Origin of the sequence: Thalassospira sp. ER-Se-21-Dark, assembly GCF_017922435.1 — a bacterium.
Lineage (GTDB): Bacteria > Pseudomonadota > Alphaproteobacteria > Rhodospirillales > Thalassospiraceae > Thalassospira.
Window position 1 is genome coordinate 511,833 of record NZ_VDEZ01000001.1, and the last position, 13,641, is coordinate 525,473.

Annotated in this window: 11 protein-coding genes; 8 read left to right on the forward strand and 3 right to left on the reverse strand. The window is 54.1% G+C overall.

The features are described 5' to 3' along the window. Window positions 1-57: 57 nt before the first annotated feature. On the reverse strand, window positions 58-1,011 hold the full coding sequence (locus FHI25_RS02195) for a LysR family transcriptional regulator (RefSeq protein WP_210514632.1): 954 nt from the start codon (window positions 1,009-1,011) through the stop codon (window positions 58-60). 262 nt (window positions 1,012-1,273) lie between these two features. Here FHI25_RS02195 and FHI25_RS02200 point away from each other — a divergent pair, with 262 nt between their 5' ends. From FHI25_RS02200 to FHI25_RS02235, 8 genes are all read left to right on the forward strand, one after another. Then, window positions 1,274-2,092, forward strand: coding sequence for a carbon-nitrogen hydrolase family protein (locus FHI25_RS02200; protein ID WP_210514635.1), 819 nt, complete (start codon window positions 1,274-1,276; stop codon window positions 2,090-2,092). Window positions 2,093-2,374: 282 nt separating this feature from the next. Further along, a complete protein-coding gene (locus FHI25_RS02205; protein WP_210514638.1) occupies window positions 2,375-3,370 on the forward strand; it encodes a TRAP transporter substrate-binding protein in 996 nt (331 codons plus the stop codon). Window positions 3,371-3,385: 15 nt separating this feature from the next. Next, complete coding sequence (locus tag FHI25_RS02210) at window positions 3,386-3,952, forward strand: TRAP transporter small permease subunit (RefSeq protein WP_210514639.1); 567 nt, start codon at window positions 3,386-3,388, stop codon at window positions 3,950-3,952. A gap of 5 nt (window positions 3,953-3,957) precedes the next feature. Further along, on the forward strand, window positions 3,958-5,247 hold the full coding sequence (locus FHI25_RS02215; RefSeq protein ID WP_210514642.1) for a TRAP transporter large permease: 1,290 nt from the start codon (window positions 3,958-3,960) through the stop codon (window positions 5,245-5,247). Between the two features lie 14 nt (window positions 5,248-5,261). Beyond that, entirely contained in the window at window positions 5,262-5,936 is a 675-nt protein-coding gene (locus FHI25_RS02220) for an RraA family protein (protein ID WP_210514645.1), read from the forward strand. An 89-nt stretch (window positions 5,937-6,025) separates the two neighbouring features. Next, window positions 6,026-7,399: an aminotransferase class III-fold pyridoxal phosphate-dependent enzyme gene (locus FHI25_RS02225; RefSeq protein WP_282597570.1), complete on the forward strand. Its 1,374-nt coding sequence runs from the start codon at window positions 6,026-6,028 to the stop codon at window positions 7,397-7,399. 195 nt (window positions 7,400-7,594) lie between these two features. Then, on the forward strand, window positions 7,595-8,542 hold the full coding sequence (locus FHI25_RS02230) for a hypothetical protein (RefSeq protein ID WP_210514651.1): 948 nt from the start codon (window positions 7,595-7,597) through the stop codon (window positions 8,540-8,542). 560 nt (window positions 8,543-9,102) lie between these two features. Then, complete coding sequence (locus FHI25_RS02235) at window positions 9,103-9,663, forward strand: type 1 glutamine amidotransferase domain-containing protein (protein WP_210514654.1); 561 nt, start codon at window positions 9,103-9,105, stop codon at window positions 9,661-9,663. A gap of 100 nt (window positions 9,664-9,763) precedes the next feature. On the opposite strand, the gene FHI25_RS02240 is transcribed toward FHI25_RS02235, so the two are convergent. Both FHI25_RS02240 and betC read right to left on the reverse strand, forming a co-directional pair. After that, window positions 9,764-11,413: a BCCT family transporter gene (locus FHI25_RS02240; protein WP_210514657.1), complete on the reverse strand. Its 1,650-nt coding sequence runs from the start codon at window positions 11,411-11,413 to the stop codon at window positions 9,764-9,766. 488 nt (window positions 11,414-11,901) lie between these two features. Beyond that, window positions 11,902-13,416, reverse strand: coding sequence for a choline-sulfatase (betC, locus tag FHI25_RS02245; RefSeq protein ID WP_210514660.1), 1,515 nt, complete (start codon window positions 13,414-13,416; stop codon window positions 11,902-11,904). Between the last annotated feature and the right edge of the window lie 225 nt (window positions 13,417-13,641).

The window sequence follows — 13,641 nt, forward strand, 5'->3', positions numbered from 1 at the left end:
ACAGCCCAAAATCAATTGTATGAGGATTAGAGCAGTTTCGATCGGGATCGTCTGCGCCTAACCCGACATTTCGGTGTCGCGCCCCACGGTCGCATCCGGCGCGATCCGGATATACCGGGTTTTGGCCTGAACATAGTCATAGGCGGCCTGGCGGGCGGCCTCGATGGCCACTTTGACCGGTCGCCGGGAATGACCGGACTGTGAAAGACAATGGACAATTAACGGATTGAATTCGACCTCGCTTTTGATTTGCACCAGTTGCCCGGTCTGAAGTTCCTTTTCAACGACCGCCAGTGATACGACGGAAAATCCGTACCCAAATCGCAACATTTCAATAATGGCCGGCAAAGACGTTGCCTGATGGCGCATGCCATAAGATGCCTTTGGATGGATCAGGATGTCATGCACCGGCGAATAGAGCGGTGAGGTCTGAGGATACATGATCAATGCCTGTTTGGTCAGCTCTGCGGCCGACAGGGGTTGTTTCAGATCGCGAACAAGTTCCGGTGCCCCAACCCACCCAAGATCATAAGACAACACCAGATCCGAAGTGCCGGGCGGCTGTCTGCTATCGCGTGTGACGAATGCCAGATCAATTGAGCCTGCATCCAGTTCACGTTCGAGATGCGCACTCGGGGCGACAAAGAATTCGACCGCGACCTCTGTGTCCATATCCCTGAGCCGAACCAGCAAATCGTGCCCCCAGGTAAACGAAACCGGACTGATCATCCCGATGCGCAGGACGCTTTTTTCATTGCGGCGAATATTGTCGAGCAGCGCGTATTGCGCATTGACGATTTTCTCGGCGTGATCGGCAATTTCTTCGCCAATGCGCGTCAAACGGATCGAAGAATGTCGCCGTTCAAAAAGCTGTTGGCCGATCTGACTTTCAAGGGATGCAATACGGGCAGATACGGCTGGCTGTGTAACATGAAGACGCTTGGCCGCCTTGCCAAAACTTTGAAGTTCGCGAAGCCAATAAAGTGCCTCTAGCTGCTTAAAGTTGAGCATGTATCCTCACTGTCATTACCAACCATATTCATAAACAAACTTTATCAGGCCTAAAAGAAATTTTGTTTTGCGCTGCTCTTCGTAGCGCTGCATCATTTTCCTCAGGAGCCAAGCTGTAGAGCGCACCACCAATGCGATCTTTAACGATCACACCCCATCTCGCAGCGTACTGGTCCTGATGAAATGCAGATGCTGTCCCCTGGCGCCACCAATCGCCTAATACAGATCGTCACCAAAATGATCATTCTGGAGAAGCCCCACAGTGAAGATCAGCCTTATCCAAACCAATCCGCAATCCGACCGGACCGCCAACCTCGCCCGCACGAAAAAGATCATGGAAGCTGCCGTTGCAGCAGACAAACCTGATCTGATCGTATTGCCGGAATATTTCGACGTTTACGGTCTGACCAACGACGAAAAACGCACCATGGCCGAAAAGAAGGGCGGCGTTGCGTATAAATTCGCACAGGATTTCGCCCGCGAACATGGCGTATTTGTTCATGCTGGTTCGGTTATGGAACGTATTGAAGGCGAGGACCGCGTTTTTAACACGACCTTTGTTTTTGATCGTACCGGCAAGGAAATTGCCGAATACCGCAAAATCCACCTGTTTGATGTTGATACCCCTGATGGCCTTGTCTATCGCGAGTCCGATAGCGTCATGCCCGGTGAAGATGTCGTGACCTATGACGTCGACGGTTTCACTGTCGGCTGCGGCATTTGTTATGACATTCGTTTTGCCGAACTGTTCATCGCCTTGCAGAAAAAGGGCTGTGACCTGATCGTGCTTCCCGCCGCATTTACCCTGCAAACCGGCAAGGATCATTGGGAAGTTCTGGCACGTGCACGCGCAATCGAAACTGCAGCATATTTCGCCGCCTGTGGCCAGACTGGCATGACGGTGACCAACGGCGAAAAACGCGCATGTTATGGCCATTCGCTGGTCGCAGACCCGTGGGGCATGCTTGTCGCACAAGCGTCTGACGGTGAAGGATATATCACAGCGACGCTCGATAAAGCGCAAAATCAGCGTGTGCAGAACCTGATCCCGGTTGCAAACCACCGTCGCCTGAGCTGCTGATTTTTAGTCATCCTGGCGTGCTGTCCTAATGGGTAACAGTCCCCAACAGGACAGCATCGTCCGCGCTTAGAGCGCGATCAGACCATCAGTCCTGCTCTCCACGACACGCACAACACAGCACTTTGATAAACACCCGTTCGTCGCAAGCACGCACCGTGTTTGCAACACAGGGCATCCCAATAAAAACATGAGGAACCTCGGTATCCTCAGAAAAGTTTTCGGCCCCTCAGGGAGGGCTTCCTTCGAACCAATATCACCTAATGCACAGAGGGAATTCACGTTATGGGAAAAATCTCTAATCTTGTGACCGCAGCGATGATCACGCTGGCAATGAGCAGCGGCAGCGCGATGGCAGATAGTTGGCGTATGACGTCAAAAATGCCGGCTGACAGCCCGGAAGGCAAAGTCTTCCAGAAATTTGCTGATCTGACCGAAAAGTATACCGATGGAAATTTGACCATCGAAGTCTATCCCAATGAACAGTTGGGCAAAGAAGATGCGGTTCTTGAACAGCTTCAGATGGGCATCATCAATATCTATGCCGAAGGTTTCGGCTATATGAAAAAATGGGCACCGGAACTGGTTTGGACAGCTGCCCCGTTCATGTTCGATGATTTTGATCACTGGGCCCGCTTCATGGACAGTGATCTGGTCAAGAGCTGGTTTGCGAAGGTTGAGGATGCCGCAGGTGTCGCGCCGCTTGGCAGCCCGACCCGCGTTCTGCGCGGCCCGTTCCGCGTCATCGTCTCCAACACCCCGGTCAACGGCCTTAAAGATATTGATCGCCTGAAGCTTCGCATGCATCCGAACAAGCTTGCGATTGCAAGCTGGGAACACCTTGGCGCCGAAGTAATCACCCTGCCCTGGACCGAAGTGTATCAGTCGATCCAGAAAGATATCGTTCAGGCAGTGAACTCGCCGATTGCCCTGGTTCAGTCCATGCGTTTTAACGAAGTTGCCCCGTATATCGGGCGTACTGATGAATACTGGCAGTCCATCGGCTTCATGATGAATGTCGACGCCTATGAGGCACTTGATGAGGCAACCAAAGCCGGTTTGTTGAAAGCCTATAACGAGGCTGGCGACTATTCACGCGATATCATGAACGAAGTGGCCCAGCAGAGCATCGATGACATGGTTGCCAGTGGCGCGACCTATGTCGAACTTGATACCGCTCCATTCGTTCAGTCGATGAAAAGCTTCTACGCAGAAATGGCATCAACGGGCGAACTGCCGGATGGCTTCATTGATGCGGTTGAAGCTGCACGTTCCGAGTAACGGAAGCCAACACGCATGTCCCCACACAATGATATGCCCAACGACCGCGCCTTCGGGCGCGCTCTCCATCGGATTGACGGTCTGACCTGGCGGTTAGGCGGTGTTTTCCTGTGGCTTAGCAATGCCTGTCTGCTCGTCATGCTCGGCTTGACGGCAACGACCATTATCGCACGGCCTTTTGGCTGGTCTGCCACCTGGATCTGGCCTTGGACAATGGTCTTCTTTGTATGGCTATCATTCTTTGGCTTTTTCGCGATTTTTGTTCGTCAGATGGACGTCCAGATTGAGTTTCTAGCCCATTTGCTTGGCAAATGGGGAATGATCTGCACCCGATTAATCGCAAACCTTTGTGCCATCGCGCTGTGCGTTACATTGTGCGCGTTGATGCCGCAAGTCATTGCCAGTGCACGCGGTTATGTCGAGGGGGCCATCTTGCCCGGTTTCGACGAAATTCCCCGCATATCGCTTTATGTGCCGCTTTTCGCGTCTGCCGCTTTGATCGCTCTTAGTGCGCTGGTTGATCTTGCCAAGATGATCATGGGCATTCCCGAGCGCGCCCCTGAAATTCACATGGAGGATTGAGCCAGATGGCATATATCCTGTTCGGCTCCTTTTTGGTGCTCATCCTTCTGCGTGTGCCGATCTCTATTTCAATCGGTTCAGCAACACTCATTACCTTTTTGACATCCGATTTTTCCAACGCGTTGCAAATCCTGCCCCAACAGATGCTTGAGGGGGTCAACAAGGCGTCCTTAACGGCTGTTCCGTTCTTTATCATGGCTGGCAACCTGATGAACGTCACCGGGGTTACGGAACGTATTTTTGCCTTTGCCAATTCCCTGGTTGGTCACCTCAGAGGGGGGCTTGCCCAGGTCAACATCCTGAGCTCGATGATCTTTGCCGGCATTTCCGGTGCCGCAGTTGCCGACTGTGCCGGGCTTGGCGCGATTGAAATCAAGGCCATGCGCGAAAGCGGATATAAAACCGATTTCGCCGCGGCAATTACAGTGGCCTCGTCGGTGATTGGCCCCCTTATCCCGCCATCCATCGGTTTGGTGCTGTATGCGTTCCTTGCACAGCAATCAATTGAACGGATGTTCCTTGCCGGGCTTGTCCCCGGGCTTGTTGTCGGGCTGTCCTTGATGATTTACGTCCGCATCATGTCCCATTTCACCGATTTCCCATCGCAAAAACGGGCAACCGTTCGTGAAGTTGCCTCAACCGGCCGTCATGGTTTTCTGGCACTGGTTGCACCAGGCATCATCCTTGGTTCGATCATGTTCGGTTTCGTGACAGCGACCGAGGCGGGGGTTCTGGCCTGCATTTACTGCACGATTTTGGGGTTCTGGTATCGTGAACTGTCATTGAAAAAACTGGCCCAGGCGCTGCGCGAAACGGCATCGATGACTGCTGTCATCATGATCATTATCTCGTTTTCGATTGCGATGGGATGGCTGTTGGCGATTGACCAAACACCGCAAAAACTTGCTGGTCAGATGTTCTCGCTGACCGAAAGCAAGAACATCTTCCTGGGTCTGCTTTTGGTCTTCATCATCATCGTTGGATGTGTCGTCGAAGGTGTGCCCGCCAAACTGATCCTGGTGCCGACCCTGTTGCCGGTTATTGATGCCTACGGAATTGATCGCGTTCATTTCGGCATCATCATCCAGCTTGGCCTTCTGATCGGCATTGCAACCCCGCCTATGGGTATCGGCCTTTATATCGTGTCCGAGGTCGGGCGCGTGCGGATTGAAAAGGTCACCATGGCTATCCTGCCACTGCTGATCCCACTGATTCTTGTTCTAATTCTCGTCACCTTTGTGCCTGGTTTCTCCACGTTCCTTCCGGATCTGGTGCTTGGCCCGAATACCAACTGATTTATGGAGCTACGATGAGCAACCTCGTCTATAAAATGAACCCGATGCCCGCGAAAATCCCGCAGGACAAGTTGGACCGCTTGGCGAAGCTGGAAACCGCAACAATCGGGCACTTTTATCATTATGGCTTCGCTGCCCCTGCGATCTCGCCGGTATTGCGTGGTAAAACCATTGCATCAACGGTTTGCACCCTTGCAACTCCCGGCCTTGATTCGACCCTTCTTCATCATTGCCTAAGCCAGGTCGGGCCGGGTTACTTCCTGGCTGTGGATCGCCTGGGCGACAGCAAATATGCGTGCTGGGGCGGCGGGGTTACCCGCATGGCCGCGATGATGAAACTTGATGGCGGCTGCGTTGACGGCCCACACACCGACACCCTCGAAATCGAAGAACAGGATTTCCCGATGTGGTCACGCGGTGCATCGCCGGTCACCACCCGCCTTTACAATACCGGTGGTGGTTTCAACGTGCCTGTCAGCATTGGCGGGGCTGCGGTTCTTCCGGGCTATGCCGTTCTTGCAGATGATTGCGGTGTGCTGTTCATCGCGCCCGACGATCTTGATGAAGTCATTGAAATTGGCGAAGACAAGACCAACAAAGGCCGTATCAGCGAAGCAAAGGTTTCTGCCGGTACCCATCTTGGGCTACTTTCAGGTGCCTCGGAGATGGTCAACAGCAAGATCGCCTGACGCATCAATAGGTAACACCCGCGCCGCCATGGTGGGGCGCGGGTTCATTTCCGGTATATTTTTGTCTTTGAGGTCAGCGGATGGTTTTGATGGCGAACGAAAATGATCTATCGGGTGTGATCGAGGCTGATCGCGCCCATGTATGGCACCACCTGACGCAACATAAACCGCTTGAAACCAATGATCCCAAGATCATTGTCGAAGGTAAGGGCATGCGCATTTGGGATGCCGCGGGACGTGAGTATCTTGACGCGGTTTCTGGCGGCGTATGGACAGTCAATGTCGGGTATGGCCGTGAATCCATTGCCGATGCTGTCCGTGATCAATTGGTGAAACTGAACTATTTCGCCCAATCGGTTGGGTCTGTTCCGGCGGCGTTGTTTTCCGAAAGACTGATTTCGAAGATGCCGGGCATGAGCCGTGTCTATTACGTGAATTCAGGCACCGAAGCCAACGAGAAGGTGTTCAAGATTGTCCGCCAGATTGCCCACAAACGGTATGGCGGCAAAAAACACAAAATCCTGTTCCGGGAGCGGGATTATCACGGGTCATCCATTACGGCGGTATCCGCCGGTGGCCAGCCCGAACGCAACGCGCAATATGGTCCATTCACCCCCGGTTTTGTTGAAGTCCCGCATTGCTGCGAATATCGCGCACAATGGGATGTCGAAAACTACGGCGAACGTGCCGCGGACGCCATTGAAGAAGTTATCCTACGCGAGGGCCCTGATACCGTCGGGGCGATCTGCCTTGAGCCGGTAACAGCCGGTGGCGGTGTTTTGACCCCGCCAGAGGGATATTGGCAACGGGTTCAGGAAATTTGCCGGAAGTACGATGTGCTTTTGCATATCGATGAGGTTGTTTGCGGCCTTGGTCGCACCGGGAAATGGTTCGGATACCAGCATTACGGCATCGAGCCGGATTTTGTCACCATGGCCAAGGGGCTTGCGTCGGGATATGCCGCCATTGCCTGCATGGTCACCAACGAAAAGGTCTTTGACATGTTCAAGGACGACGTTGACGATCCGCTCAATTACTTCCGCGATATTTCGACCTTTGGCGGCTGCACCGCAGGGCCTGTGGCAGCGCTTGAAAACATGCGGATTATCGAGGACGAAAACCTGCTTGAGAACACCTTGGCCATGGGTGAGAGATTGATGAATAACCTGCATCAATTGATGGAAAGACACAGCGTTATTGGCGATGTCCGTGGCAAGGGACTGTTCTGTGGGGCGGAATTGGTCAAAGACCGCGCCACCAAAGAACCGATGGATGAAAAAAGAGTTCAGGCAGTCGTTGCCGATTGTAACGCCCATGGTGTGGTGATCGGTATGACGAACCGATCCTTGCCGGGCTTTAACAATACGCTTTGTCTGTCGCCTGCACTGATTGCGGCACCTGGTGATATCGATCAGATTACCGATGCGATTGACGGTGCGCTTGGCCGAGTGTTTGGCAGTTAATCGGTTTTGCCAAACTTAATTGAAAAACAGAAGGGCTGCCCCAGCATAAGGGCGGCCCTTTCTGCATTGCAGTGTTTTGTTGAATTTTGTCACATGGCGAAATTTTTCATTCGGTGGTGGATGACATCCTGATTCTGTGGTCACATATCCTGTCCACCACGATCACATATAACGCCACCTTTACCGGACGACCACATGACTCCTCGCACGGGCGCAGTGAGCAAGATTGTCAGAACCAGCATCTTTATTGCTGTGAGCCTTGTTGTGTCTACACTGGCAGCTATTGGCAACAGCCCGGCAAACGCCACAGAAACCATCGACATCCGCTTTCCGGTGCGTGAAAGCGAGTTTGATACGGTTTTTTCCTGCCAGAATGACAACAATCCGGACTGCCGGTCCTGCCTTGCCGATCGCCCCGACAGTGCGTCGCTGGTGATGTATTCCATCTTGCAGGAAGCGCTGAATGCCGGAGGGCTTGCCGCCAGGGTACAGGTTGTGCCATCGCCCAATTCCGAACGCAGCCGCATGATGGTCAGCGAAGGTTTTGCCGATATCAAATCGGACTGGGATTTCAATATTGATGCGGATCCGAAAGTGCTGAAATCCCGCCCGATCGTGCGCCGGGGCGAATTTGAAAAAGGCATCTATGTTCGCCCAGACAAATTGACACTGGCCAGAAACACACCGATTTCCAATATCCATCATCTGAGCGCGGTGTCCCTTCGCACATGGCGTCTGGACTGGGAAGTTCTTGAAAGGCTTGAGCCCGCCAGCCTGAGCAGTGCGGCGACCAAGCAGCAAATTTATTCATTGATCGATGCCGGTCGCGCCGATTTCACATTGCTTGAATTTTCCAGCGCGCCCGAGATGGTGCGCAGCAGTGACGGGATACGGTTATACCCGATGCCCGGCGTTAAGGTGGTCCTGCCGGCCAGCCAGCATTTCATGATTTCGCGCGCATTGCCGAATGTGGAGAAGATCGTCAAAGCACTGAATTCCGGCATTGACGCCCTTCATGCCAGCGGCTTCATCCACCAATGTCTGGTCAATAGCGGGATCATCAATGAACAGGTCCGCGACTGGCGCATCCTGAACCCGACAGAAGACCAGGTCGCGCACCAAAAAACCGTCCCGTCAAACTAAGCTGGCCCCCGCCCGGCAGTAAACACGCCCTATTCCTTAAAGTATGAGGATTACAAGTCGCCCGTTTTTGAGACGGATACGCGGGATTGCCACCCTTTGCCCCGCCCGCCCGACGGACCACTGACAAGGCGGAATATAAATCCTCATACAATTTAAAAGCACGTCACAGGCAAGCCAGTGTTTCACAGTACTTTTGCGCCCGTGCCACAAAATGATCACATTGAAATCCGGAACGAGAGCAGGTCGCAGCCGTTGGAAAGGTGTAATGCCAAGAGCACGTCGCGTTAAATCTGTATCATTTTGTTTGTTTTTGGCGAGCGGTTTGGCAAGGCACAGCGTGCAGAGCGATGCGGCGCATCGGTCAAGCGGTGTAACGCCGCGAAACGTCGCCAAAATCAAACCCTTCGGGCCGGGACAGTCTTCCGCCCCACTGCGTCAGGACCCTTGACCGTAGCCCCGCTACGCTCTGCGGATCTTTCCTTGTGCGACAGAAGACTGTCTCCGGCAAAATGGTGCAGATTAAACGCGGCGTGCTCTAGACCAATGAAAGGAGCGACATTATGCCTGCGATTGATACCGCAAAGATTCTGATTCTTGCCACCGATGGCTATGAACGGTCTGAACTGCGTGTTCCGCTTGAAAAATTGTCAAACCACGGGGCCGACGTCAAAATCGCATCGCCCAAATCTGATCCGATCAAAAGTTGGGATAAAAGCGATTGGGGCGACACGGTCGATGTCGATGTTGAAGTCAAAAATGTCGATATCAAAGACTATGACGCGCTGGTCATCCCCGGCGGGCAGATCAACCCGGACCTGCTGCGCAATGACGAGGCGTCTGTCAGTCTGGTGCGCGAGTTCGTCGCATCGGGCAAACCGGTTGCCGCGATTTGCCACGGCCCGTGGCTTCTGATCGAGGCCGGCGCGCTGCGTGATCGTCATGCAACGTCATTTGCATCAATCAAGACCGATATGCTCAATGCCGGTGCGCTGTGGCGCGACGAGGCTGTGGTCTGCGAAGACGGCATTGTAACGTCGCGTTCGCCGCAGGACCTTGATGCCTTTGTCAGCAAAATCGTCGAGGAAGTCAGCGAAGGCACGCACCACCAGCGTGCGGCATAAGACCGACCAGGATGGTCTAAGCACCCTCAAAGCAACGGACGGATGGCATGTGCCATCCGTCCGTTTTGTGTTTGTGTCTTACCGTACCAACTTGGCGTCGCTACTCAGCATGCCGTGGTGGGGTGATTGACGGCCCCGGGTGAACATCGGGGAGTTCGGTTTCGTCGACATAGGCATTTGGCAGGTTGTGTTCTGCCTCGTGCTCGGTCTCGTACCACTGCTTGTAGCGATAGAGCACGAGTGAGTCGCGGCCAAGACCACGCAACAGTCCATACATCATGACCAGAATGACTGCGGCAAACGGGAAGCCCGCCACCACAGCTGCGGCCTGCAAGGCCGATAGCCCGCCTGCCACCAGCAGGACGGCGGCAATCACGCCTTCGGTCGTTGCCCAGAACAGGCGCTGAATACGGGGCGGATCGGCATCACCACCGGCCGTCAGCATGTCGATGACAAACGAGCCACTGTCAGACGAGGTCACAAACCAGATGACGATCATGACGATGACAACGGTGGTAACAAATTTGGTCAGCGGCATGAATTCCAGCAGCTTGAAGATCGCACTGCCGTAACTGGCCTTGGTGGCCTCGATCAAACCGGGATCGCCAATCATTTCCATATGGATCGCAGCCCCGCCAAAGGCGGTGAACCAGAAGAACAGAATGAAGACCGGGATGAACAATACACCGAGGGTGAATTCACGTACCGTGCGCCCCCGCGAAATGCGGGCAATAAAGATGCCGACAAACGGCGACCACGACACCCACCAGGCCCAATAGAAGATCGTCCAGCCTGCCTGCCAGTTGCTGTCAGTGTAGGCTTCGCTCCAGAAACTGATGACGACCAGATTGCTGATATAGTTGCCAACATTTTCAACAAAGCTGTCGAGGACGAAAAGCGTCGGGCCGAAGATCAGAACAAAACCGAGCAACACAAAGCTGAGCTGAATGTTGAGGTTACTGATCCGTTTGATGCCGCCATCAAGACCCGCCATGACCGAAATGGTCGCAAACACGGTGATGATGGCAATCAATACGATTTGAACCGGCAGCGTATCGGGAATACCAAACAGGGTATTCAGACCGGAACTGATTTGCATGACGCCAAGACCAAGGGTCGTGACAATGCCAAACATGGTGCCAAACACGGCCAGAATATCGACGACATGGCCCCAGGTACCATAAATCCGTTCACCGATGATCGGATACAGGGCGGAGCGGATCGAAAGCGGCAGGCCCTTGCGGTAATGGAAATAGGCCAGCGACAGGCCAACGATGCAATAAAGCGCCCAGCCATGGATGCCCCAATGCAGGAACGAAATCATCATCGCCTGTTCGGCGGCCTCGATGGTTTCGGGTTCGGCCGTGGGGGGTGCGAAATAATGATATAGCGGTTCGGCCACGCCCCAATAGAGCAAGCCGATGCCGATACCGGCACTAAACAGCATCGCCGTCCATGAAAACAAACCATATTCTGGCTTGTCAGTCTGACGTCCCAAACGCACTCGCCCATAAGGACCGATGGCAAGATAAAGACTGACCACCACGGCCAGATTGGCAACGATGATCAGGAACCAGCCAAAATAGTTTGCAATGGCGGCTTGTGCGGCGGCAAACAGCGCGCCTGCGGTTTCCGTAAACACCGCCCCGAATATGATGAACCCGACGATCAGGATTGCCGAGACGGAAAAGACCGGCTTGCTGACCCGCGGGAAGGGCCCGAGTGGCCCCACCTTCATTTTGTCGTCCATGATTACCTCACTGTTTCGGGTACCCAACTTTTCGTTGTTTATGCCCCCCGATCAGCGCCGGGGGTCTCCCGGACGATAGGGTCAGGACCTACTAATCTGGTCTGACTGGTTCACCGGATTTGTGCGGATACGCGAAGCAAAACCACAGGAAGATATTTATCTTTCAAGGCTTTGCGACAAAGTAGCCCGTGCAAATCCGGTTAATCCGAAGGACAGACGTTATATTTGCAAACTCCGGCGTCAAAACCCTTGGCCGGGATACCAGCCCGACCGGCGGGCTTTTCCTTGGATTTCACAAATATAACGTCTGCCATTCAAACCAGATTAGTAGGTCCTGACCCTAATGATCAGATATGCTGTCCGTACCCGAGCCGGACAGCAAGGCGGCTTTGATTAGGCACTTCAGGTCTTCCTTTCTTCAGCTCCTGCTAGACAAGAGTTGAGGCAGCGCCGGCCCGCCGTCCCACATGGCTGGCCGACGCTGCTTCTTACTCCCCTCGCGGGAAGCGCTGTTTATCTTCGAGTTCGTTCAGATCCATGTGATTGCGCATGTAGCGTTCGGACGCCTTTTGCAGCGGCTGATAATCCCACGGGAAGTAGGAGCCGTTGCGCAGCGCCTCATAGACGATCCAGCGACGTGCCTGACTTTCGCGGACCGCAGAATCAAATGCCTCCAGATTCCATCGTGCGGCACGCTGGGCACGGAAGGCCTCAAGCTGGTCGGCACAGGCCGGATCGGTTGCAAGGTTGGTGAGTTCCCTAGGATCGGCTTCAAGGTCAAACAGCTGTTCGGGATCAAGCGTGCAATAGGTATATTTCCATTTGCCTTCGCGGATACAGACCAGCGGGGCATAGGACCCTTCGGCGGCATATTCCATCAGAACAGGCTCGGTGCGAGCCTTGCCAGCCAGCATGCCACACAGCGACATGCCATCGGTCCAAGGCGCAACTTCATCCATCGAAATGCCAGCAAGATCGGCCACGGTCGGGGTGACATCAAGGCTTGAAACCGGATCGGTATAAAGGCCCGGCGTGATGTTTGGCCCGGCCATCATCAGCGGCACACGCGCCGAGCCTTCAAAGAAGCTCATTTTGAACCACAGGCCGCGTTCGCCCAGCATATCGCCATGGTCAGAGACAAAGATGATGATGGTGTTGTCGAGCTGACGAGTGGTTTCAAGCACCTCCATGATCTGCCCGACCTTGTCATCGATATAGGAGATGTTGGCGAAATAGGCCTGACGGGACCGTCTGACATCTTCCTTTTTGATGTCAAAGGCGGTGTAGTCACTGGCCTGCATCAGACGCTGGGAATGCGGGTCCTGACCCTCGAAATCAAACGGTGCGACTTCGGGTTCAAGTTCCGGGCAATCTTCATACAGATCCCAGAATTTCTTGCGCGCGACATAGGGGTCATGCGGATGGGTGAAGCTGACCGTCAGGCACCACGGGCGTTCATCATGCCCGCGCGACAGATCATAGATCTTGTGCGTCGCGTTATAGGCGACCTCGTCATCATATTCCATCTGGTTGGAGATCTCGGCGACACCGGCACCGGTGACGGAGCCCAGGTTATGATACCACCAGTCAATGCGTTCGCCCGGTTTGCGATAATCCGGGGTCCAGCCGAAATCAGCCGGATAGATATCGGTGGTCAGGCGTTCCTCAAACCCGTGCAACTGATCGGGGCCGACGAAATGCATCTTGCCCGACAGGCAGGTGTAATACCCGGCCCGACGCAGATGATGGGCATAGGTCGGAATGTCTGATGAAAACTCAGCCGCGTTGTCATAGACCCGGGTGCGATTGGGCAATTGCCCGGCCATGAAGGATGCACGTCCCGGCGCACAAAGCGGGGAGCCTGTATAGCAATTGCGGAAACGCGCCGAACGTTCAGCGAGCTTGCGCAAATGCGGCGTATGGAGGAAATCCGCAGGCCCATCGGGGAACAGGGTCCCGTTTAGCTGGTCGGCCATCAGGATCAAAATATTCGGGGACGTCATTTATTATGCACTCCTTCACAGGGTGCAATGCGCCGATCACCGGGACGGCAGCATTGACGACAAAAGCACCCCTGGGTCGTTTGTTTCGAGCCCGCGCAAGCCGTAGACCCTGCCCCTTTTCGGGTGCGTTTGATCGGGTGTTCTTGTTATTCCGCTTGACGCCAACTTCGTTAAGAACATTAAATCCATAAATCAACATTCAAAGAAACCCGGTGTTTTTTAATC